Genomic DNA, 20,863 nt, shown 5'->3' with positions numbered 1-20,863 from the left:
CTAGGCCGATCTGACGGGGTCACAACCTGGGCTGTGGTGACGACCACCACGCCGACGAAGCGCAGGGCTGGCGCGAGGCTGGTTCGCCGCTCGGGCGCCCTCCCCAGGCGCTCGCCCCTCGTGCGAAGATCGCGACCATGAGCGACCTGGGCCCCGAGGCCGACGGCACCGCAGGTGCAGCAGACCACCCCACCCGTAGCGCCGCCCCCGCGCGCACCCCAGGCACGTGGGGGCTGCGGGCCGACCTGCTGCGACATGGTGCCGGGCACAGCTCGGACAAGGTCGGCTACGTCGAGCTGTTCTTCGACCTCGTCTTCGTCTTCGCGGTGACCCAGCTCTCCCACTCGCTCATCGCGCACCCTGACGTGGAGACCCTGCTGCACACGCTGATCCTCGGCGCGGCGGTCTGGTACCTGTGGATCGACACGACGTGGGTGACCAACTGGCTGGACCCTGACCGTCTGCCGGTCCGCACGATGCTCATCGTCCTCATGGCGCTCGGGCTGGTGATGTCCAGCGCGATCCCGGAGGCCTTCGACTCCAAGGCGCTGCTCTTCGCCGTCCCGTACGTCACCATCCAGGTCGGGCGGTCGGTGTTCGCGGCGCTGGCGCTCAACCGTCGCTGGTCGGAGAACGGTGCCGGGTTCCTGCGCATCACCGCGTGGGTGTCGGTCTCCGGGGTCTTGTGGATCACCGGGACGCTCGTCGACGACGGCCTGCGCCTGACGCTGTGGGGTGCGGCTGTGCTCATCGACTACGCGGGACCGCGCGCGATGTTCGCCGTGCCGTTCTTCGGCCGCACCGACCCGCGCACCTGGACCGTCCGCGCGGACCACATGGCCGAGCGGGTCAGCCTGTTCGTCATCATCAGCCTCGGCGAGTCGATCATCATCACCGGGACCGCCTTCGCCGAGCTCGAGGTGACGGCGGTGACCCTGCTGTCCTTCGGGGCGGCCTTCGCGAGCACGGTCCTCATGTGGTTGCTGTACTTCGACAGGTCCGAGCGGCGCGCGACGGAGTTCTTCGCCCGGGCGGACTCGACCACGGGGATGGTCGCGCAGACGGCGTACACCTACGTGCCGTTCCTCCTGGTCCTCGGGATCGTGCTCACGGCCGTCGCCGACGAGCTCGTGCTGCTGGCCCCGACAGGTGGTGCTGGTGGCGCGGAGCACGCCGGGACTGTCGCGGGCAGCGCCGCGACGCACGGGAGCGACCCGTGGACGGCCGGCCTCGTGTGCGGGGCGGCCGCCGTGTACCTGCTCGGCAACCTGCTGTTCCGCAGGGCGACGGGCGGACGCTGGTCGCTCCCCCACCTGGTCGGCATCGTCGCCGTCGCCGCGCTGTTCGCGGCGCACCCCTGGGCAGCACCTCTCACGCTCAACTGGGTGTCCAACGCTGTGCTGCTCTCGGTGATCGTCGGTGACGTGGTCGTCTCGAGGCGGGAGCCCGCGCGGGAGCGGGCGTAGCGCCGTGGCTCCACCCGACCACGGGTGGACGGCGGGACCCTCGTCGCCCACCCGCACACCGACCGCGCCGTCGCCCGGGTAGATCGGCTCACGACGTGCGTGTGCGCGGCCTCGAGGAGAGCAACTGCGGTCACGCGTCTCATCGAAGGTCTGTGGCCACCTCGAGAGTGTGGCTGGACTCCCGGAGACCCATGACCTGTTGGCGAACCTCGAGCCCGCGTACGTCGGCATCACGTGAGGCTAGGGCACCGAACAAGGCAACCATCTGGGAGTGCAGCGATCCCGACGTGGTGTCGTGCTCGACATGTCTGCGTGTGACCAGCTCGGTGCGTTCGGGCAGCACGCCTACGATCTCGCCGGCGCGAGCCCACTGCGGGGGCACGGGACGAGAGGTAGGCCAGCACAGCAGGTACTGGGTCGACTGGACGTCTCGTGCGCGAGCCGAGGTCCATGGGCGCCCGATGGGCCCGAGATCTTCGGCGATCAGGCGAGAGACGAGCGTCGACTCGCGCGCCGCAGCATCAGCCCGCTCGACGTCGTCGTCAGAGGTGGGGGCTGGCAGGATGACCCCGACGAACGGCTGGGCTGGCATCTGCCGTTCGAAGATGTCGACCGGTAACTCAAGCTCGATGAGGATACGGCGGGCGAGGTCGAAGGCCAGGTCCTCTTGTTGTCGAGTCGCTGCCACCTCCTGTTGGTGCGCGACCAGCGCCTCACGGCCCGAACCGGAGACGATTACCTCAGCGACCGCAGGTAGCGATACGCCGGCCCTGCGCAAGGCATGGGTGACAACACCATCGTGCACCTGGCCCGGGTGATAGAGCCTGTACCCGTTGACGGCGTCCACAGCCGCGGGGCAGAGCACCCCTTCTTGCTCGTAGTGACGCAGCGCTTTCACGCTCAGTCCCGTCAGCGCCGCGAACTCTCCGATCTGAAGCATGACTTCAGCATGAGGCATCCCCTCAGGGGAGAGGCAACTTCACAGCCCGGAGGTCGCCCGTTCCGGGCGTTCGATCTGCCACGGCAGCGAACCGGCTTGTCCACAACCGTTGCACCGACCCGAGAACGCCCTGCCAGGCAGATGTGGGTCCCGTCGTGCCTCTGTGGGCGGGTGGAGCCGCGCAGCGAGAGAGCTCAGGCCGTCCCCAGGTGCGCGAGAGGTGACGTCCCCCTCCCCCGGGTCCACCAGAAACGCCTGGTACAGGGTTTCGGGTCGACGAGGTTTCGGGAGCGGGTTTCGGTGCGCCATGGCCGGCGTGTCGCCCTCAGACTGACCAAGCCGGGACCTCAACCGAAAACGATCGTTTTCGGAGTGGAGTGTGCGCACCCTGCAACGCCCTCCGCGTCCACCCGCCAGACTCCGCCGTACTTGTCAGACTCTGCCAGAACGTGCCTATACTGACGATCGGCTCAAGCGTCCACGGACCCTTGGGAGTCGCGATCTGCTCAGGAAGGCACCTCATGTACACACGCACACTCGGCCAGCAGGGCCTGACCACCTCCGCCATCGGCTACGGCTCGATGGGCATCTCCTCGTTCTACGGCCCCGGAGAGGAGGCCGAGGGCATCGCCGCGATCCGCAAGGCGTACGAGCTCGGCGTGACATTCTTCGACACCGCCGAGATGTACGGGTGGGGCGAGAACGAGAAGGTCGTCGGCCGCGCGGTCAAGGGCTTCCGCGACGACGTGGTCATCGCCACCAAGTTCGGCTTCACGCCCACCTTCGACCTCAACAGCCGCCCGGAGCACATCCGCGAGGTCGTCGAGAACAGCCTGCGCTACCTCGGCGTGGACCACATCGACGTCCTCTACCAGCATCGCCCCGATCCGAACGTCCCCATCGAGGACGTCGCCGGGGCGGTCAAGGAGTTCATCGACGCCGGCAAGGTCAAGTACTTCGGTCTCAGCGAAGCCGGCCCAGAGACCATGCGGCGTGCTCACGCCGTCCAGCCGGTCTCTGTCCTCCAGACCGAGTACTCCCTGTTCGACCGTGAGGTCGAGACCCTGTTCCCGACCCTGGACGAGCTCGGCATCGGGCTGGTCCCCTACTCGCCCTTGGGTCGCGGGTTCTTAACCAACTCGGCCAAGCCTGCCGCCGAGTACGACGAGACCGACATGCGCCACAACGCTGCCCGCTGGCAGCCGGGCAACTACGAGAAGAACCTCGCGGCCGTCCGTCAGCTCGACGACCTCGCCTCGACCAAGAACGCGACGGTGGCCCAGCTGGCCCTGGCCTGGCTGCTCGCACAGGGCGAGCACATCGTGCCTATCCCCGGCACCCGCAGCGCCACCCGCGTCGCGGAGAACGTCGGCGCAGCCGACCTCACCCTCACCGACTCCGACCTGGCCCGCATCAAGGAGATCCTGCCCACCGGCGGCTTCGGCTCCAGGTTCCCCCCAGGCATGAGCTCCGACTGGGTCTAACCAACCGCTCAGGCGCAAGCCGGCGCCCGGTCTTGCCTCCAGGAGACCCACACTTACCGCAGAAACCTCGAAGGAGATCGACCATGAAGATCCGCCTCAGCCTACCCGGCGGCGAAGCGACCGGTGAGATCGTCGACTCGGTCGCCGGCCGCGACCTCGTCAGCCTGCTGCCAGTCACCGTCGAGATGTACGACCTGTTCGACCGAGAGAAGCCAGGCCCGCTCCCACGCGCCCTCGACGGCGTCACCGAGACCGCCCTGACGTACGCAGTGGGCCAGATCGGGTACTGGGCCCCTAGCCACGACATCATCTTCTTCACCGCCGACGACGGAAAGCTCGAGATCCCCGAACCGGGCATCGTGCACCTGGGCACCGTCACCAGCGGCCTCGAGACGATCGCAGCCGCAGGAGACTCGTTCACGATGACCATCGAACGAGCCTGAACCCAGCCCGCTTTCCATCGTGAGATCAGCCCCCGACCCGGGATCGCGGGTCGGGGGCTCATCTCGTGTGAGACGTCCGCTCGAGCGGATCGGTCACGCGGTGCGAGCTGTCGTGCTCAAGGCCGCTCGATGCCCTCGAACGTGCGCAACACCTCGATGGCGTGGATCGTGGGGTCGTAGGGCGGGTGCCCGATGCCCTTGGTCACAGGCCGTGTCGAGACCGGCTCCCACAGCTCGTCCCTGCGTCCCGACGCCAGTGCGAGGAGGGCGTCGCGGACGAAGGCGTCCCGGGTGACCTGCTCTGGGCTGGCACCGGGGGCCTGCTGGCCGACGATGCCGTGCATCTCGGTGCCGTGCACGGCGTGCGCGCCCTCGACCGCCCCGACGGAGAGCAGGTATGCGGTGCCTCCGGCTGCGGCGTGCGCGAGGGCTCCGCGGGCTTGGGGCAGGGTGAAGGAGAAGTCGGTGAGCAGCGCACCGCGGACCTCGACGGGCGTGCGCCCCTCGACGTCGTACGCGGCGATGATCCTCCGGGCGCGGCTGCGAGGGATGCGGTTGCGGGTGGCGAACTCTTCGACGAGGCCGTCGATGGTCCCCGGGTCGAAGTCCGCGGTCCTGTGCAGGACCCACCAGTCAGTCTCGTGGGTCGTGCTGCTGAACAGGATGTCGACGTCGCGGTGCTGACCGGACTCGAGGATCCGCATGGGGTGGTCGACCAGGATCCCGTTCGGCTGGTCCCGGTCGTCGGCGATGGCGACGAGGTCGTTGTCCACCCCGTGCGCGGCGCCAGGGTCTGAGGACTGCGTGGCGGCCATCGCCTCGGCGAGCACCTTCGCGTCGACGTCCAAGAGCTTCTCTGGGGCGTCTTGCGCCCCGAGCGCGGTCAGGACCGCCAGCGCGCGCTCTTCGCCTCCCCACGCCGGTACCTGGCGGGCTGGCATCCCGGAGAACGCGGCCAGGTGGTGGTATAGGCCGTCGGCGGACGGTGCGACGAGCAGGCTGAGCGCGCAGTACGCGCCGGCGCTGTGGCCGGTGACGGTGACGTTGTCGGGGTCTCCGCCGAACCGGGCGATGTTCTCCCGCACCCAGCTCAGCGCAGCAACAACGTCCTGCAGCCCGAGGTTGGTCGCTTCGGCAAGGGCGCCGCCGTGCTGGGAGAGGGACAGCCAACCGAAGGCGCCGAGCCGGTAGTTGATCGAGACGCCGACGGCACGCCCGGTCGCGGCGAGTCCGGAGGCGTTGGAGGTGGTCTGGGTGTTGGCGCCCATCATCCAGCCGCCGCCGTAGATGTACACGACCACGGGCAGCGGCTCGTCGCCGGCGTCGGCGGGGGCCCACACGTTGAGGTTGAGGCAGTCTTCGCTGAAGCCGTTGTCGGCTTCGAGCCATGAGCCGTCGCCGGCCTGGAGAGGGGCGGGGCCCTTCTGGTTGTAGGGCAGGTCGGGGTCGAAGGGCACGAGCTCGGGGCGCCGGAACCTCTTCGCGGTGGCGTAGGGGATCCCGAGCCAGGAGCGCACGGCGTGGGGTGCGGGGGTTGTGGTCATGTGACTGGTCCTCTCGATGGAGTGTCGGTCGGCCTCGGATCGGTGGGCATCGTGGAGGTGCCTTCCCGCAGCGTGGCCCAGTGCCGGAGTCGTTCGGTGATGTTGCGCTCGTACCCGCTGGTGGTGGGTTCGTAGAAGGTCTGGCGGGCCATGGCGTCGGGGAAGTAGTCCGCGCCGGAGAACCCGGTCTGGGTGTCGGGGTCGTACTGGTAGCCCTGGCCGTAGCCGAGGTCCTTCATGAGGCGGGTCGGGGCATTGAGGATGTGCGCGGGTGGCATGAGCGACCCGGTCTTGCGCGCTGCGGCCGTCGCTATGGTGAAGCCGCGGTAGACGCCGATCGACTTGGGTGCCGTGGCCAGGTAGACCACGGCCTGGGCGATGGCGAGCTCGCCCTCGGGTGAGCCGAGACGGTCGTAGACGTCCCACGCGGCCAGTGCCTGCTGGACAGCGCCCGGGTCGGCCATGCCGATGTCCTCGGTGGCGAATCGGGTGATGCGGCGGGCGATGAATAGGGGGTCTTCGCCTCCCTCGAGCATCCGTGCCAACCAGTACAGGGCAGCGTCCGGGTCGGACCCGCGCATGGACTTGTGGAGTGCGGAGATGAGGTTGTAGTGACCTTCTTGGGCCTTGTCGTAGAGCGGGGCGCGTCGCTGCACAGCGGCGGTGAGCGCTGCCTGGTCGACGGGCGCGGGCAGGGAGTGCACCTGCTCGATCATGTTCAGCAGGTAGCGCCCGTCGCCGTCGGCCATGGCCGTCAGCGCCTGGCGGGCGTCGTCTGTGAGCGGCAGGGGTGCACCCAGGAGGTCCTCGGCACGGGCCACGAGGGTGTCGAGGGCGGGTTCGTCGAGGCGCTTGAGGACGAAGACCTGGCTGCGCGAGAGCAGTGCGCCGTTGAGCTCGAAGCTGGGGTTCTCTGTCGTCGCGCCGACCAGGACGATCGTCCCGTCCTCGACGTAGGGCAGGAAGGAGTCCTGCTGTGCGCGGTTGAAGCGGTGGATCTCGTCGACGAACAACAGCGTGCCCTGCCCGATCTCGCGCCGGCGCTGAGCCGACTGGAACACCTTTCGTAGGTCGGCGACGCCGGAGAACGTGGCGGAGAGCGGTTCGAAGGCCAGGTCGGTCTGCTCAGCCAGCAGCCGCGCGATCGTGGTCTTGCCGCACCCGGGAGGGCCCCACAGGACCATCGACACGAGCTTGTGGGCCTCGACCATGCGCCCGATCGGCGCCTCTGCGCCGAGGACGTGCTCTTGGCCGACGACGTCGTCCAGGGTGCGGGGCCGGAGCCTGTCGGCCAAGGGCCGCGAGTCGTCGTCGATCTCGAACAGCGACGGCGCGTCGTTCATGATTGCTCCTGTCGCGCACGGTCTCCGGCGAGGTCGTAGGAGTCGTGCACAAGGTCGCTGATCAGGTTCTTCGTGACGCCCGTCCCGGGCCCGACCGAGATCCAGTGCTTCTTGTCCAGGTAGTGCCCGACCGTGATCGTCTCGATGTCGCGGCGCAGCGCGTCCCCGTGGGGCGGGTCGACCTTGACGGTGATGATCTGCAGGTCCGGGTCGTCGTCGGTGACGATGAGGAAGACCTTGCCGTGCACCTTCCACACGTCCAGGTGCGGGGTGAACGGACGCCCGTGGCTCACGCCCTCCAGGGACGCGGCGACTTCGCGGGCATGTCGCTGCAGTGCTTCGCCATCCATGCGTATCCCCTTCTTCTGGTCTAGACTACGTACCAGTGTACGCACTACGTCAGACATGGAGAAGAAGTGCGCCGAGGCAAGCCCAACGACCCAGGACGCCGCGACCGGATCCTGCAGGCCACCCTTGAGGTGATCACGGCCGACGGCGTAGCCGGGGCGTCCTATCGCGGCATCGCCGCCCACGCCGGGGTACCGCTGGGGTCGATGACCTACTACTTCCCTTCCCTCGAGAGTCTCGTCGTGAGTGCGTTCGACTCGACCCGCAGCCACCTCGAGCCCCGCTACGCTGCACCGTTGCGCGAGGCGCGCACACCAGGAGACATCGTCGACGTGCTGGTCGAGGCAACGGTCGGTGCGACGAGCCCGACGCTCGACGACATCCGCCTGTACGCGGAGATTCGGCACTACGGCATCCGCAACCCCGACGTGGCCGCGGTCCTCCAAGCGGTCGAGGATGACTCCCTCGCCATGCTCCACGGCCGACTTCCGAAGAGCACCGGGCTCGCCGTGAACGCCTTGCTGTGGGGTTGGTGGAGCCACCGTCTGGCGCACCCCGACGAGGCTCTTGACGAGGTGACCGTCCGCCGGTCCTTCGAAGGTCTCCTCGCCGTCCCGGCCCTCGACCCCCCGTCCCCCCGTCCCCCACGAAGGAGCAGACCCATGCCTGACACGATGCGCGCGATCCGCCTCACGGGCCCCGTCGACATCGACGATCTCCCCATCACTGACGTCCCCGTCCCCGAGGTGCGTCCCGGGTGGGTGCGTCTGCGTGTGAGGGCGTTCGGGGTCAACGAGTCCGAGGTCACGAGCCGCCAGGGAGAGTCTGGCCCCGACTTCTCCTTCCCCCGGGTCCTGGGCATCGAAGCTGTCGGGGTCGTGGATGCGGTCGGTGCAGGCGTCGACCTTGCCCCTGGCCAGAAGGTCGCCACCATGATGGGCGGCCTCGGGCGCACCATCGACGGCAGCTACGCCGAGTACACCGTCGTCGATGCGGCCAACGTGATCCCGTTCGACACCGCCCTGGGATGGGACGTCGTCGGAAGCCTTCCCGAGATGCTGCAGACCGCGCACGGCGTGCTCATCACAGGGCTCGCGCTGCAGGCCGGCCAGAGCGTCCTCATCCACGGCGCTACGTCCACCGTGGGACTCACCGCGGTCGCGGTCGCCCACCAGCTAGGTGCCACGGTCTTCGCTACCACCCGCAACCCCGCCCGAGCGGAGCTGCTCACAGGCGTCGGCGCGGACCATGTCCTCGTCGACGACGAGACTCTGCCAGAGGCGATCCGCGCGATCGCGCCCGACGGTCTCGACGCTGCCCTCGAGCTCGTCGGCGCGCCGGCCCTTCCTGCCACGTTGTCCGTGACCCGCTCCGGTGGGACGGTCTGCTTCGTCGGTGCGCTCAGCGGGAGCTGGACCATCCCTGACTTCGACCCGTTCACCATCCCCACCGGGGTTCACCTCACCAGCTATGCGGGCGAAGCGACAGACCTCCCCGCCGACGCGCTGGGACGCTACCTGCAGGCCATCGAAGCGGGCACTCTGAACATCGTCATCGCCGGGACCTTCGAAGGACTGGAGAAGGTCGCCGACGCGCACCGCAACCTCGAGTCCCGCCACCAGCCCGGCAAGTACGTCGTCGTCCTCCCCACGTCGTGACCCGCAGCGACACCCGTCCGACCAAGACCACCTGACGCCCAACTTGCCCCGTACGCACCGCGACCACCGACTCGCCGAGGAACCGTGACCATGACACCAAGCCGTGCCGACCACCCCGTGCCCGACGTGATCCGTGTGCGCGGCGCTCGCGTCAACAACCTCCGTGACGTCGACGTCGACGTCCCGCTGAACAGGCTGGTCTCGATCGCCGGCGTCTCGGGGTCCGGAAAGTCCTCCCTCGCACTGGGCGTCCTGTATGCGGAAGGGTCACGGCGGTACCTAGAGGCGCTGTCGACCTACACGCGGCGGCGCCTCACCCAGTCCGCGCGGGCCGCAGTCGACAGCGTCGAGCACGTGCCGTCGGCTCTTGCTTTGCGGCAACGGCCCGCGATACCGGGCGTGCGCTCGACGTTCGGCACGTCGACAGAGCTCCTCAACAGCGTGCGCCTGATCTTCTCCCGTCTCGGGCACCACCAGTGCCCCAACGGGCACCGCCTCGACCCGACGATCGACGTGGCGCTGGACCTGCCGCTGACGTGCCCCGTCTGCGACGTCGTGTTCGGCCCTCCCAGCGCCGAGTCCTTCGCGTTCAACAGCGAGGGGGCGTGCCCGCGGTGCGAGGGGACCGGCATCGTCCGCGACGTCGACGACAGCACGCTCGTCCCTGACGAGTCGCTCAGCATCGACGACGGCGCCGTGGCCCCATGGGCGATGTTCGGGCTCGTCGCGAACGCGAAGGTCGTCGCCGAGATGGGAGTCCGCACCGACGTGCCCTTCCGTGACCTCACCGCAGCCGAACGCGAGACCGTACTTGCCGGGCCAGAAGAGAAGCGGGTGATCCTCTACCCCTCGAAGAGCGGGAAGCTGTTCGAGCTCAACGCCACCTACCGCAACGCCCACCAGTCCGTCGTCGAGGCACTCAGGAAGGCCGAGACGGAGAAGGGTCTGGGACGGATCAGAGGCTTCCTGAGCGTGCAGACCTGCCCCGACTGCCACGGCACCCGCCTCAGCACGCTCGCGCGCTCCACCCTCGTCGCAGGCATCACCCTCCCCGAGGCAACAGCTATGACCCTCGACGACGTGACCGAATGGGTTCAAGCTCTCCCGACCCAGATGCCGGAGAACATGACCGCGATGGCGGCAAGCATCGTCACGCAGATGGTCGAGACCGCACAGATGCTCATCGGCCTCGGGCTCGGATACCTCACCCTGGACCGCGCGTCGCCCACGCTCTCCACCGGGGAACGGCAACGCGTCCAGCTCTCCCGCGCCGTACGCAACCGCACCACCGGTGTGCTCTACGTCCTCGACGAGCCCTCCATCGGCCTGCACCCCTCCAACATCGACGGGCTCATCGCCGTGATCCACAACCTCCTCAGAGACGGCAACTCAGTCGTGGTCGTCGACCACGACGCACAGGTGCTCAGCAAGGCGGACTGGCTCATCGAGATCGGCCCAGGGTCCGGCATGCACGGCGGAACTGTCATCGCGTCCAGCACCGTAGCCGACCTCGCAGACAACCCCCACTCCCTCATCGCCCCCTACCTCGGCCCCGACGCGCCAGGACGGATACGTCCCGACCTCGCGGCCGGAACAGTCTTCGACGAGGGTCGTCTGCGCCTGTCCACCACCCCCATCCACACCGTCCACGCCCTCGACGTCGACATCCCCAAGGGCCGACTCACCGCCGTCACCGGAGTGTCCGGCTCGGGCAAGACAACCCTCGTCCTCGAGGGACTCGTCCCTGCCCTCCAGGCCAGCGCGGCGGGCGACCCGCTCCCCCCACACGTCACGAGCGTCGAACCGGACGGGATCACCACGGTGGCGGTCGTCGACGCAGCGCCCATCGGCGTGAACGTCCGCTCCACAGTGGCCACCTACAGCGGCGTCCTGGACGACCTCCGCCGCGCCTACGCTGCCACGCCTGACGCGAAAGAACGCGGGCTCAAGGCCGGAGACTTCTCCTACAACACAGGCTCGCTGCGATGCCCGACCTGCGACGGCACGGGGCAGATCTCGCTCGACGTCCAGTTCCTCCCCGACGTCGACATCGTCTGCACAGCCTGTGATGGCAGCCGCTACAACCCCACCGCGCACGACATCCTGCGAGTCCCGAAGCAGGACGACGCTGAGGCTCTCAGCCTCCCCGCCGTCCTTCGCCTCACCATCGAGCAAGCACTGCCTGCTGTCGCCGACCTCAAGAAGGCACACTCGCGGCTGCAGGTCCTCGCAGACCTAGGGCTCGGGTACCTCACCCTCGGTGAAGCCACCCCCGCCCTCTCCGGCGGAGAAGCGCAGCGTCTCAAGCTCTCCGGCGACATCGACCGCGACCAGCACGGCACGCTGTTCGTCCTCGACGAACCATCGATCGGGCTCCACCCCACCGACATCCGCACGCTCCTGAGCGTCCTGCAACGACTCGTCGACCACGGCGCGACCGTCATCATCATCGAGCACGACCTCGACATGATCCGCAACGCCGACCACATCATCGACCTGGGCCCCGGAGGCGGCACCGCCGGCGGGCAGATCGTCGCCACCGGCACCCCAGACCAGATCGCCCACACCGCCCACAGCCCCACTGGCAGATACCTCACCTGACGCCCACGGCCGTCTAGAGTTCGCTGGCAAGACACCCTGTCTGCGCCCCTCGCGGCAGCCCACGTGCTGACGAGCCCTCAAGTCCTGGCGCCGCCAGGGATGATCAGGTCGATCGTCGTCAGGTCGTCGGCCGACAGGACCAGCTCGGAGGCCGCGTCGTTCTCGGCGACGCGGGCACCGTTGCGCGACCCTGGGATCGGGACGATGTAGGGCTTGCGAGCCAGTAGCCAGGCCAGCGACAGCTGGGCGAGCGTGACGCCCTTGCTCTCGGCGAGGACGGTTAGCTCTTCGGCGATCTCGAGGTTCACCTCGAAGTTGCCCGGAGCCCACCAAGGGTTGTGGCGGCGGAAGTCGTCCGCCGGGTATCCGTCGAGAGGCTTGACGGCGCCGGTGAGGAATCCCCGGGCCAGGGGCCGGTAGGCCACGAGCCCGATCCCGAGCTCTTCGAGGACGGGGAAGAACTCCTCGGACGCGCGGTCGAACAGCGAGTACGAGGTCTGGACGACGCTGATCGGGTGCACCGCGTGCGCCCTGCGGACGTTCTCGGGGGTGGTGTTGGACAGCCCCAGGTACTTCACCTTGCCTGCGTCGACGTACTCCTTCATCACTCCGACGACGTCTTCGATCGGCACGGCGGGATCGTGGATGTGCTGGTAGAGCACGTCGATGTGGTCGACTCCGAGGCTGCCCAGGCTGGTGTCGACGACGTCTCGCACGTGGCCGGGCTGAGAGTTCGGGGCGAACGAGGGCGTGAAGCCGAACTTCGTCGCGATCGCCACCTCGTCGCGGACCGGGGCCAGGGCAGTGCCGAGCAGCCTCTCCCCCTTGCCCCAGCCATACAGCTCCGCGGTGTCGAAGAAGGTGACGCCGTCGTCGTAGGCCTGCCTGATGGCAGCGGTCGACGCGGCGTCGTACTCCGCGCCTTCGCCGAAGGCGGTGTCCATCGCGCCGTAACCGATAGCCGAGGTGGTCAGGCCCTGCTGACCGAGAATGCGCTTGTGCATGAGAGAGTCCGTTCTTGAAGTTGTGCCGTCAGTGTACGCATAGATTGGCAGAGTCTGACAAGTTAGGCAGGTGTAGGATCTCGTTGTGACTGAGACCAAGACCAGAACCGGCGGGCTTCGAGCCGTCACTCGCGACATCGTGCGCCAGCAGCTCTCCGACGTGGCGATCGACCTGTTCGCCGAGCACGGGTTCGAGTGCGTCACAGTCGAGCAGGTCGCGGCGGCGGCTGGGGTTTCCACCCGGAGCGTGCACAGATACTTCCCGGCGAAGGAAGACATGGTGGTCGGCACTCTTGCGGCCAACGGCGAGCTCGTCCGGGCGGCCCTCGAAGCCCGCCCGACGGACGAGCCAGTCATGGAGTCCTTGCGCGCCGCGTATGCCGCGATGCTCGCCAGCCGCCCGCAGACCGAGCGCGACAAGGTCGCCATCCGGCTACTCTCGAGCACCCCGTCGCTACGCGCTCGCAACGTCGAAAAGCACCTGGCATGGGCCGAGCTCCTCACACCCATCGTCACCGAGCGACTCACCGGGGCAGACGTCCCAGTCCGCGCCCGGGTCTCCGTGCAGATCAGCCTGAGCGCGCTCAACGTCGCCATGACCGCCTGGGTCGAGGACCACGAGACGCGCACCCTGCGCGAGATGCTCGACGTCGCTTTCCACGACCTGACACCCAACTAACAACGCCCTTCGCCTGGGCGCCCAAGACCGCCGCTTCAGTGAAGCCCCGCGCCCGGGGTTTCGGGGGCGCCAGAACTAGCACGAAAGCGACCGCCCCAATAATGGTGTCGATTCACAACCGAGGTTCGGGTGGGCACCGTTTCTGGTGACCGCTGCCACGAACTGCCGGCCCCACCACCGAAAACGATCGTTTTCGGAACGTCCTCATCTCACCCGCTGCGCCGTAGAACACGAGGCCGCTGGGCGGTACGGTGCGATCTATGCCACAGGTGGAGTACGACGTCTTGACGTTTCAACTGGACCCACGCCGCGAGTGGGTGTCCCCCGCCTGCGATCAACCCCGCGTGGAGGCGCTCCAGTACCTCGGTAACAAGGGCTTCGTGCTGGTGACGTCCGTCGAGGTCGCCGGCTTGCTGACCGACACCTTCATGAAGGTCAAGGAAGAGCCCGTCAGCTCACCCGTCGAATCCACGTGAGCCGGTATCCCTCGGGCACCTGGTCGTAGAGAGCGTCGCGGGCCTCCTCGTAGGTCGCGCCGTTGGCGGTGAGCAGAGCGCCGGCCTCGTCGTCGCGGTCGGTTTTGTCTGCGGGGATGCGGTGCGTGGGTGCTTCGAGGTGGATCACGGGCTGATCGTAGGCCTGGCCTCTGACGCCGGTGGGCCGGCCTGTCAGTCGATCGGGGCGATGAGGCTCGGGTCGGACGGGTCGGCCTTCGGCGTGCTGTTGACCTTGCGGTCGACGCGGTGCGTGGTGATCGTGGCCGCGACCTGCTCCGACGACGACGTCAGAGCTTCGACCATGGCGTCCTTGTCGTCGAGCTTGTCGGGGGTCAGCCAGTCGTCCCACAGGTCCGGCAAGAGGAACGTGGGCATGCGGTCGTGGATCTCACCGGAGGCGTCGCGGGCCTCGCGAGTGATGATCGTGTACGATAGCGCCCACTCCCCCGACACCTCGTCCTTGCGCGCGGCGTAGAGGCCGGCGGCCGCGAGAGGTCCGGGGCCGTGAATGTAGTGCGGCTGCTTCCCGCTCGGGGTCGTCTCCCACTCGTAGTAGCCCGTCATGGGCACCAGGCACCGCTGAGAGGCGAACGACGAGCGGAACATGCCTGAGGTCGCCGCGGTCTCGATTCTCGCGTTGATCGGCCGCGGGCCGGACTCCTTGGCCCATCCTGGCCGTAGGCCCCAGCGGGCTTCGTCGACGTCGCGGTGGAGCTCGCCCTCGTCGAGCCACTCCCGGACGATCGGTGCGCGGGTGCTCGGCGCGATGGAGTACCGCCCGGCCCAGGCGTAGGCAGTGCCGGGCTTAGCGTCGAAGAACGCCATGAGGTCGTCGATCGCGATATCACTTGCATACCTGCCGCACATGTCTCCGAGCCTGCCACGCGATCGCGCGGGCTGCTCGTGGGTTAGGCAGCGAGGGTGGCGATCTGGTCGGGTCGGAAGCCGGACCAGTGGGTGTCGCCGGCGATGACGACGGGTGCTTGGAGATAGCCGAGGGATCGCACGAGCTCGAGAGCGGTCGGGTCCTGGGTGAGGTCGACGACGTCGTAGGTGATGCCGTGCTTGTCGAGGGCCCGGTAGGTCGCGTCGCACGGTACGCAGGCGGGCTTGGAGTAGACGGTGACGGGGTTGGTGGTCATGGGGTCCTCCTGCGGGTGTCGGTCAGGTGAAGGGATCGTCCTGATAGCGGAGCCAGTGCCGTTTGAGCGCCTGGAGTGCAACCCGTAGGGCGGTGGAGGAGAGAGTTTCATGGTCGATGTCAGGAGCGAAGCGACGCGGCCGTGAAAGTCTCGGAGGAGCCGGCAGCGCAGCTGCTTGCGCGTAGGGCGCGGCGGCAATGATGGAGCGGCAGGAACGATCCTCACCTCTCGGGGAAACCGCGGCCGCGCAGCGGCCTTCGTCAACTCGTCGGGCGCGCAGCGACGGGCGAGCCGGCTTCTCAGGACTCTGCCCTGTGTACCTGAGTAGGGTGTTACGCCCGTGCGCTCTGGGTGGCACGGTTGAAGCATGACAACGATCACGATCGATCCGAGTGACGCCCACGACCACGTCGACCTGCTGCGTGCCTTCGCGCTCACGCTCAAGCACCCCGACTTCCCCAACTCGATCGCTCTCACCCTGGCCGACACCCTCGGTGACGTCGGCGGCGCTCGCTACGGAGTCATGCCCAACGGTCACCAGCAGGGAGCCGATTTCGTCGCTCAGAAGTGCGGCGAGCTCGCCTCGAGCATGGAGTCCTCGCTCGAGACCACCGCCCACTGACACTGGTTCCACTCGTACACTTGTTCGATGACTGACGGCCGACTCTTCATCGCTCCGCGCAACGCTCTGGCGGCCCCGCCAGAGCGTGCGGTGCGCCGGTGGCCGGGGTCGCACGAGATCCCGGTGCTGGTGCGCCTGGTCTGGTCGACGTCAACGCAGGTCGTCCCTGGTGTGGTCGTGCGCACTGCGCGCGATCGCGTGCTGGTTCGTTGGCACCCTAGCGCCCGGGACCCACAGACGCGGATGACGTGGCTCTCGCGTGAGGACGTGCGTACCGAGCTGCGTCACCCTGGCACCGGTGAGCCTTGGCCCTCGACGTGATGACCGTGCACGGGCGGTAGCCGGTGTGCGGGCTACTTGTGGGTCCCGTCGCGCCCCTGTGGGCGGGTGGAGTTGCGAAGCGTCGGAGCTCGGGCCGTCCACAGGTGTGCGAGGGGCGTCTCAGGGCGACCACGGTCGGGGGAGCGCGAGGGGGTATGTCCCCCTCGCAAGTCGCGCCGGCGACGTGCGGTGACGACGACGCCCCTCCCGGGTCTGCCGCAGGGGGCAGGGCATTCCTGGGAGGGGCGTCGGGGTTCGACGCTAGCGCACGGGCGCGGTTCATGGAGTTACTTCACCCCGGCCTGTTGCCCGTTCATCGCCCGGGAGATCGCCCGTAGGTCTCCCACGGCCAGGCAGTCCGGGCACGTGGTTTCGGTGGTGGTGGTCGTGGTGCGCCGGGCGCGGTCACCGCGTCGGCGCCGGCAGAGGGCGATGAGGTCTTCTCCGCAGGCGATCGACATGTTCGGCAGGATGCAGTGCACGGCCGGGGCCGCGGTGGCCTGCTCGACCTCCGCGAGGAAGTCGAGCAGGTCGGGGCTGTCTGCGATCGCGCGCGGGCTCATCGGTCCACCTGGTCGTAGTCGGCCGGGCCGTTGTCGCGGGAGAACGCGAAGCCCAGGCGGCCGAGGTCGTAGTGCCCGCCGGGGGTGGGGGTCAGGTGCTCGTCGGCCTGGTTGCCCTCGAGGTCGCGCACGACGAGGGTCTGGCCCTCGAACGTCATGGTCGCCAGCGCCCCCTCCTCGTCCATGAAGTCAGCGACGGCCGCGGCGATCGCCCGCGTGACGATCGGTGTCACGAACCCGTTCCAGGGGGCGCCGGTGGCCACGGCGGGGAAGACGCGGCCGCCGAACTCGAAGAAGAGTCCGGTGCCGCAGCACGGGCAGCAGTCGATGCAGGTGTCACGGGCGTTGGGGCAGGTGATCCACTCCCCCGCGTCGTCGGGGGTCATCGCCCCGGTGCAGTCGTCGCAGAACGTCTGGGTGTCGGTGTCCTGGATCTCGGTCGTGGTGTTCATGTGGTGCTCCTCGCGGGTTGGTCCTCGTCGGTTCGGTCGGCCGGTGAGTGCCCTGTTCTTCGGGCCTCACCGGTACGCACGAGGTACCCCCCGGAGCGAGGGGCCCCAGAGCCACCCGACCACCGCCGGCACTTCGAGCTCGAGTCGGGGACTCTTGGTGCGGAGCACCGTCCTGTGCCCTCTCCCCCACTGCCGGCGGGGGTCGGGTTGTCTGGGGTGCGCAGGGGTGTACCGGCCTGGTGAGACGCCGAACGCACCGACACGATGATGTGCCGGTGCGTTGATCGGGAAGAGGGCGCCGGAGGCGCTCAGCTCGTGGTGCTGCGCCCTGGGCGCGGTGCCACCGTGGTGGTCGCCCTGTCTTGGCCTACGCCCGGGTGCGTTGAGCAGCTAGGAGCCGGAGGCGAGTCGCTGCGATGGACTGCCAGGGCGGTAGGCGCGACGTCGCGTAGATGATCCGTAGCTCAACACGAGACCGACCGAACTTGTCGACGTGTTGGAAGCCAGTGTTGAAAACTTGTCCACGATCCGCGTTGGAGAAATATTCGAGAAGTGTTCATGCGTGAAAACTGAGCCGGAGTTATTCGGGCACGCAAGTTTTGATCCAAAGACGTTTCGACGATATGACGGTTACGGAGATTTGAGCCGTGGTGGATAACGAGACGTGAACTAAGTTGCCCACCTGGTTACGTGCCGACTTAGAGAGTCAGCACGAAACTTGCCACACGGTCCAGGCGACACGAACAGGAGCATCCTCGCAGGTCAGAGGCGTTTTCCTGAGGGTCTCGGCCGGTTCGCGCGAGGCGGCGGCGCACGCCGTTCAGCGGTGTGCGCACCTGCCTGAGCGCCCGGCGGACCTCGGGGCGAAGCGTGGAAGAGGGTTGAGTGGGTGCCAATTCACGACACCGCTGGACATTCATATGCCTCAGGGTATTAACTAGAGAACGCCTCCGACGGAGGTCCGAGAATGGCTCTCGGTCGCTTCATCGGAGGCGTCATGACTTTGCCGGTCGTGACTAGCCTACGCCCTGGCGTAGGTGCTTCGGTTCTGCGGTCGCGCCCGTTCTCGGTCGGCAGACCGCAGAAGGGAGTCACGATGAGCTCGTTGGTCACCAGGAGATGAGAAGGCCCCAGCGCTCACCTGGGGCCTGGTGAACGCCGGTCCTAGTCAGCCCCACACGAGCTGACAGGGCCAGGTGGAGAGTCTTCGCACGTTGCGGTGGTCCGGCCCGTTCAGCGGGCCGGACCGCCGTCGAAGTCGATGGTGAGAATCGCGACGGGGCTGACGGCGTGGAGTGAGCCTGCGGGCACCTCGAGGAGGGTGCCAGCAACCGGATGCGCAGACGTCGGGCCCTAGACCTCGTCGGTCTACCCACCGCCGCAGCCTGCTCGTGCCCTCAGGTCTGGCCTCGCGCGGAGGTCCTCGTCGCCTGCATCGGCGGGCTGGCAAGCCCCTCCATAGACGCCAGACCGTGCAGCAGGTCTTCGAGGGTGTCCGCAGCACTGTGCTGCGGCTCCCACCCGAGGAGGCTGCGCGCCCGGTCTGTGCTCATGAGCGGTGCGCCCATCGCCATGTCCAGCCACCCGGGGTCTGTGGGGATCAGGCGCAGGTCGTAGGCGATCGAGACGAGCCTGCGCAGCACGGCCGGGGGCACACCGACCGACCTGCCGTGGTCGAGGATGCTCGCGAGCTCGTCAGCCCGCAGCACCTGGTCGTGCGCGATGTTGAAGGCACCCCGCGCGGCGTCGCGGTGCAGGACCGCCGCGAGGTAGGCCCGGCCCACGTCGTCGGCGTGGACCACCTGCAGACGCAGCCCCGTCGGCAGCGGGACGAGCGGCAGCACCCCGGGCCGCAGGACCGAGCGGGGCACGAGGGGCCCGAGGAAGTAGCGGGCGATCTCGGCCCCGGCGTCGGGCTGGAAGATCAACGCCGGGCGCAGCCGCGTGACGACCATCTCCGGGTGGGCCGCCTCGACGTCGTCGAGCACCCGCTCCTGCGCTGCTTTGTCCACGCTGTAGTGCGACGTCGGGATGCCACCCGTGGACCACGACTCGTCGCGCGGGCTGTCGTCGTCGACCGGTGAGTACGCACCGACCGAGGACGCGACCACGAGGTGGGGCACCCCGGCCGCAGCGGCGGCGAGGGCCACGTGCCGGGTGCCCTCGACGTTGGTGCGCCGCAAGAGCTCGCGGTCCCGGTTCGGCTGGATCAGCCACGCGAGGTGCACCACGGCGTCAGCCCCGGCGAAGACCTGCGCGAGGTCGTCGACGAGCACCCGTTCCCTGGAGCCGTCCCGCGTGAGGTCCTCGAGGGCAACGTCCCGCTGGAACCACTCGACCCCGCGGAAGGGCTCGACGTCGAGGTCGGGGCGCCGACGCGACACCCCGACGACCGACGTCACCTCAGGCGCTGCGTGCAGGGCGCGGAGCAGCCCCGTCCCTGCGTTGCCGCTCGCGCCGACGACCACGACCCTCACGCGTGTCGTCCTGCGGGGGCGTCGTGGGCCTCAGCCGTTTGCGTTGCCTCACGGGCAGCGGTAACCGGGAGCGTCGGGTCGAGGACGACCTTGATGCAGCCGTCCTCCTTCTTCTGGAAGGTCGAGTAGGCGGCGGGGGCGTCTTCGAGGGCGACCCTGTGGGTGCGCAGGTCCAGGACGCCGAGCGGGTCGGTGTCGTCCGAGACGAGCGGGAGCAGCTGGTCGGTCCAGCGGTGGACGTTCGCCTGCCCCATCCGCAGCGTGACCTGCTTGTCGAACATCTCCATGAGGGGCATCGGGTCGATCGCGCCCCCGTACACGCCTGAGATCGACACGGTGCCGCCGCGGCGGACCGTCGAGATCGCCGTGTGCAGGGCAGCCAGCCTGTCGATCCCGGCCTTCTCGATCATCGGGCGGGCGAGCGCGTCGGGGAGCATCCCCGCACCGATCTGCGCGGCCTTGCCGACAGGCGAGCCGTGCGCCTCCATCCCGACGGCGTCGATGACCGAGTCGGTCCCGCGACCGTGGGTGAGCGCCTTGACGGCCTCCGGGACCGAGTCGACCTCGCGCAGGTCGATCACGTCGATCCCGTGCCGGCGTGCCATGGCCAGACGCTCGGGGACGAGGTCGACCCCGATGACCTGCCCGGCCCCGCGGTGCCGGGCGATGCGCGCGGACATCTGGCCGATCGGCCCGAGACCCAGGACCGTCACCGACCCGCCGACGGGGACCTGCGCGTACTCCACGGCCTGCCAGGCGGTGGGCACCACGTCGGAGAGGTAGAGGTACTTCTCGTCAGGAGCACCGTCGTCGGGCACCTTGATCGGTCCGTAGTGGGCCTGCGGGACGCGCAGGTACTCGGCCTGACCGCCGGCGACCTGGCCGTAGAGCTTGGTGTAGCCGAGCAGCGCGGCACCCTTGTCCTGGGAGCGCACCTGGGTGGTCTCGCACTGGGACTGCAGGCCGCGCGTGCACATCCAGCAGCGCCCGCACGAGACGTTGAAGGGGACGACGACGCGATCCCCCGGGGCGATGTGCGTGACCTCGGGACCGACGGCCTCGACGATGCCCATCGGCTCGTGGCCGAGGATGTCACCGGGGTCGATGAAGGCGCCGAGGACGCTGTAGAGGTGGAGGTCAGACCCGCAGATGGCGGTCGAGGTGACCCGGATGACGGCGTCGGTCGCCTCGACGATGGTGGGGTCGGGGACGGTCTCGACGCTGACGTTCTCGCGTCCCTGCCAGGTGAGTGCGCGCACTGTGTGCTCCTCGGGTGATC

The 20,863-nt window shown here is 68.5% G+C and carries 20 protein-coding genes; 8 read left to right on the top strand and 12 right to left on the bottom strand.

The features are described from left to right. The first annotated feature begins 137 nt into the window (after nucleotides 1-137). Nucleotides 138-1,466, top strand: coding sequence for a low temperature requirement protein A (locus HZZ10_RS07105; protein ID WP_179912984.1), 1,329 nt, complete (start codon nucleotides 138-140; stop codon nucleotides 1,464-1,466). 139 nt (nucleotides 1,467-1,605) lie between these two features. Here the strand turns inward: HZZ10_RS07105 and HZZ10_RS07100 are convergent, their stop codons facing one another. Next, nucleotides 1,606-2,406, bottom strand: coding sequence for a MerR family DNA-binding transcriptional regulator (locus HZZ10_RS07100; protein WP_179912983.1), 801 nt, complete (start codon nucleotides 2,404-2,406; stop codon nucleotides 1,606-1,608). 521 nt (nucleotides 2,407-2,927) lie between these two features. On the opposite strand from HZZ10_RS07100, the gene HZZ10_RS07095 reads away from it, so the two are divergent. Both HZZ10_RS07095 and HZZ10_RS07090 read left to right on the top strand, forming a co-directional pair. Then, nucleotides 2,928-3,890, top strand: coding sequence for an aldo/keto reductase (locus tag HZZ10_RS07095; protein ID WP_179912982.1), 963 nt, complete (start codon nucleotides 2,928-2,930; stop codon nucleotides 3,888-3,890). An 83-nt stretch (nucleotides 3,891-3,973) separates the two neighbouring features. Beyond that, the gene (locus HZZ10_RS07090; RefSeq protein WP_179912981.1) at nucleotides 3,974-4,333 is read left to right on the top strand and encodes a cyclophilin-like fold protein; all 360 of its coding nucleotides are present in this window, start codon (nucleotides 3,974-3,976) and stop codon (nucleotides 4,331-4,333) included. Between the two features lie 116 nt (nucleotides 4,334-4,449). Here HZZ10_RS07090 and HZZ10_RS07085 read toward each other — a convergent pair whose 3' ends face one another. From HZZ10_RS07085 to HZZ10_RS07075, 3 genes are read right to left on the bottom strand one after another with little or no spacing between them, the layout of a single operon-like run. After that, a complete protein-coding gene (locus tag HZZ10_RS07085) occupies nucleotides 4,450-5,877 on the bottom strand; it encodes a carboxylesterase family protein (protein WP_179912980.1) in 1,428 nt (475 codons plus the stop codon). Then, complete coding sequence (locus HZZ10_RS07080; RefSeq protein WP_179912979.1) at nucleotides 5,874-7,220, bottom strand: replication-associated recombination protein A; 1,347 nt, start codon at nucleotides 7,218-7,220, stop codon at nucleotides 5,874-5,876. Before HZZ10_RS07080 ends, HZZ10_RS07085 begins: the two co-directional genes overlap by 4 nt. Beyond that, entirely contained in the window at nucleotides 7,217-7,570 is a 354-nt protein-coding gene (locus HZZ10_RS07075; RefSeq protein WP_218928519.1) for an MmcQ/YjbR family DNA-binding protein, read from the bottom strand. Before HZZ10_RS07075 ends, HZZ10_RS07080 begins: the two co-directional genes overlap by 4 nt. Nucleotides 7,571-7,636: 66 nt before the next feature. On the opposite strand from HZZ10_RS07075, the gene HZZ10_RS07070 reads away from it, so the two are divergent. Next, nucleotides 7,637-9,226: a zinc-binding dehydrogenase gene (locus tag HZZ10_RS07070; RefSeq protein ID WP_179912978.1), complete on the top strand. Its 1,590-nt coding sequence runs from the start codon at nucleotides 7,637-7,639 to the stop codon at nucleotides 9,224-9,226. A 90-nt stretch (nucleotides 9,227-9,316) separates the two neighbouring features. Beyond that, nucleotides 9,317-11,827 (top strand): excinuclease ABC subunit UvrA, encoded by a 2,511-nt coding sequence (locus HZZ10_RS07065; RefSeq protein ID WP_179912977.1) that lies wholly within the window; start codon nucleotides 9,317-9,319, stop codon nucleotides 11,825-11,827. Nucleotides 11,828-11,904: 77 nt separating this feature from the next. Here the strand turns inward: HZZ10_RS07065 and HZZ10_RS07060 are convergent, their stop codons facing one another. Continuing rightward, nucleotides 11,905-12,831, bottom strand: a complete 927-nt coding sequence (locus HZZ10_RS07060) for an aldo/keto reductase (protein ID WP_179912976.1) — start codon at nucleotides 12,829-12,831, stop codon at nucleotides 11,905-11,907. An 85-nt stretch (nucleotides 12,832-12,916) separates the two neighbouring features. Here HZZ10_RS07060 and HZZ10_RS19450 point away from each other — a divergent pair, with 85 nt between their 5' ends. Together HZZ10_RS19450 and HZZ10_RS07050 are read left to right on the top strand one after the other, a co-directional pair. Then, nucleotides 12,917-13,510 (top strand): TetR/AcrR family transcriptional regulator, encoded by a 594-nt coding sequence (locus HZZ10_RS19450; protein ID WP_218928518.1) that lies wholly within the window; start codon nucleotides 12,917-12,919, stop codon nucleotides 13,508-13,510. 260 nt (nucleotides 13,511-13,770) lie between these two features. After that, a complete protein-coding gene (locus tag HZZ10_RS07050; RefSeq protein ID WP_179912975.1) occupies nucleotides 13,771-13,986 on the top strand; it encodes a hypothetical protein in 216 nt (71 codons plus the stop codon). Here the strand turns inward: HZZ10_RS07050 and HZZ10_RS07045 are convergent. Genes HZZ10_RS07045 through nrdH form a run of 3 tightly spaced genes read right to left on the bottom strand, consistent with a single transcriptional unit; the run spans nucleotide 13,961 to nucleotide 15,149 of the window. Further along, a complete protein-coding gene (locus HZZ10_RS07045; RefSeq protein WP_179912974.1) occupies nucleotides 13,961-14,134 on the bottom strand; it encodes a hypothetical protein in 174 nt (57 codons plus the stop codon). The two genes, HZZ10_RS07050 and HZZ10_RS07045, sit on opposite strands and share 26 nt — an antisense overlap. Nucleotides 14,135-14,178: 44 nt before the next feature. Next, nucleotides 14,179-14,874: an SOS response-associated peptidase gene (locus tag HZZ10_RS07040; protein WP_179912973.1), complete on the bottom strand. Its 696-nt coding sequence runs from the start codon at nucleotides 14,872-14,874 to the stop codon at nucleotides 14,179-14,181. 41 nt (nucleotides 14,875-14,915) lie between these two features. After that, on the bottom strand, nucleotides 14,916-15,149 hold the full coding sequence (gene nrdH / locus HZZ10_RS07035; RefSeq protein ID WP_179912972.1) for a glutaredoxin-like protein NrdH: 234 nt from the start codon (nucleotides 15,147-15,149) through the stop codon (nucleotides 14,916-14,918). A gap of 367 nt (nucleotides 15,150-15,516) precedes the next feature. Between nrdH and HZZ10_RS07030 the strand changes: the two genes are divergently transcribed. Further along, nucleotides 15,517-15,771, top strand: coding sequence for a hypothetical protein (locus HZZ10_RS07030; protein ID WP_179912971.1), 255 nt, complete (start codon nucleotides 15,517-15,519; stop codon nucleotides 15,769-15,771). Nucleotides 15,772-16,379: 608 nt separating this feature from the next. Here the strand turns inward: HZZ10_RS07030 and HZZ10_RS07025 are convergent. From HZZ10_RS07025 to HZZ10_RS07010, 4 genes are all read right to left on the bottom strand, one after another. Then, entirely contained in the window at nucleotides 16,380-16,655 is a 276-nt protein-coding gene (locus HZZ10_RS07025; protein WP_179912970.1) for a hypothetical protein, read from the bottom strand. After that, the gene (locus HZZ10_RS07020) at nucleotides 16,652-17,107 is read right to left on the bottom strand and encodes a hypothetical protein (protein WP_179912969.1); all 456 of its coding nucleotides are present in this window, start codon (nucleotides 17,105-17,107) and stop codon (nucleotides 16,652-16,654) included. The genes HZZ10_RS07025 and HZZ10_RS07020 overlap by 4 nt, the downstream gene beginning before the upstream one ends. Before the next feature lie 1,397 nt (nucleotides 17,108-18,504). Continuing rightward, on the bottom strand, nucleotides 18,505-19,584 hold the full coding sequence (locus HZZ10_RS07015; RefSeq protein WP_179912968.1) for an NAD-dependent epimerase/dehydratase family protein: 1,080 nt from the start codon (nucleotides 19,582-19,584) through the stop codon (nucleotides 18,505-18,507). After that, nucleotides 19,581-20,843, bottom strand: coding sequence for a zinc-dependent alcohol dehydrogenase (locus HZZ10_RS07010; protein WP_308507517.1), 1,263 nt, complete (start codon nucleotides 20,841-20,843; stop codon nucleotides 19,581-19,583). The genes HZZ10_RS07015 and HZZ10_RS07010 overlap by 4 nt, the downstream gene beginning before the upstream one ends. Nucleotides 20,844-20,863 lie beyond the last annotated feature (20 nt).

Origin of the sequence: Sanguibacter inulinus (assembly GCF_013415325.1) — a bacterium.
Taxonomy (GTDB): domain Bacteria; phylum Actinomycetota; class Actinomycetes; order Actinomycetales; family Cellulomonadaceae; genus Sanguibacter; species Sanguibacter inulinus.
Note: the sequence above shows the minus strand (reverse complement) of the source record. Positions and strands in the feature narration are given on the sequence as shown.

Bases quoted from the DNA above. Each gene is read 5' to 3' on its own strand.
- HZZ10_RS07030 (WP_179912971.1), top strand. From the start codon at position 15,517: ATGACAACGATCACGATCGATCCGAGTGACGCCCACGACCACGTCGAC.
- HZZ10_RS07100 (WP_179912983.1), bottom strand. From the start codon at position 2,406: ATGCTTCAGATCGGAGAGTTCGCGGCGCTGACGGGACTGAGCGTGAAA.
- HZZ10_RS07105 (WP_179912984.1), top strand. From the start codon at position 138: ATGAGCGACCTGGGCCCCGAGGCCGACGGCACCGCAGGTGCAGCAGAC.
- HZZ10_RS07060 (WP_179912976.1), bottom strand. From the start codon at position 12,831: ATGCACAAGCGCATTCTCGGTCAGCAGGGCCTGACCACCTCGGCTATC.
- HZZ10_RS07090 (WP_179912981.1), top strand. From the start codon at position 3,974: ATGAAGATCCGCCTCAGCCTACCCGGCGGCGAAGCGACCGGTGAGATC.
- HZZ10_RS07085 (WP_179912980.1), bottom strand. From the start codon at position 5,877: ATGACCACAACCCCCGCACCCCACGCCGTGCGCTCCTGGCTCGGGATC.
- HZZ10_RS07050 (WP_179912975.1), top strand. From the start codon at position 13,771: ATGCCACAGGTGGAGTACGACGTCTTGACGTTTCAACTGGACCCACGC.
- HZZ10_RS07095 (WP_179912982.1), top strand. From the start codon at position 2,928: ATGTACACACGCACACTCGGCCAGCAGGGCCTGACCACCTCCGCCATC.
- HZZ10_RS07040 (WP_179912973.1), bottom strand. From the start codon at position 14,874: ATGTGCGGCAGGTATGCAAGTGATATCGCGATCGACGACCTCATGGCG.
- HZZ10_RS07075 (WP_218928519.1), bottom strand. From the start codon at position 7,570: ATGGATGGCGAAGCACTGCAGCGACATGCCCGCGAAGTCGCCGCGTCC.
- HZZ10_RS07025 (WP_179912970.1), bottom strand. From the start codon at position 16,655: ATGAGCCCGCGCGCGATCGCAGACAGCCCCGACCTGCTCGACTTCCTC.
- HZZ10_RS07065 (WP_179912977.1), top strand. From the start codon at position 9,317: ATGACACCAAGCCGTGCCGACCACCCCGTGCCCGACGTGATCCGTGTG.
- nrdH (WP_179912972.1), bottom strand. From the start codon at position 15,149: ATGACCACCAACCCCGTCACCGTCTACTCCAAGCCCGCCTGCGTACCG.
- HZZ10_RS07080 (WP_179912979.1), bottom strand. From the start codon at position 7,220: ATGAACGACGCGCCGTCGCTGTTCGAGATCGACGACGACTCGCGGCCC.
- HZZ10_RS07020 (WP_179912969.1), bottom strand. From the start codon at position 17,107: ATGAACACCACGACCGAGATCCAGGACACCGACACCCAGACGTTCTGC.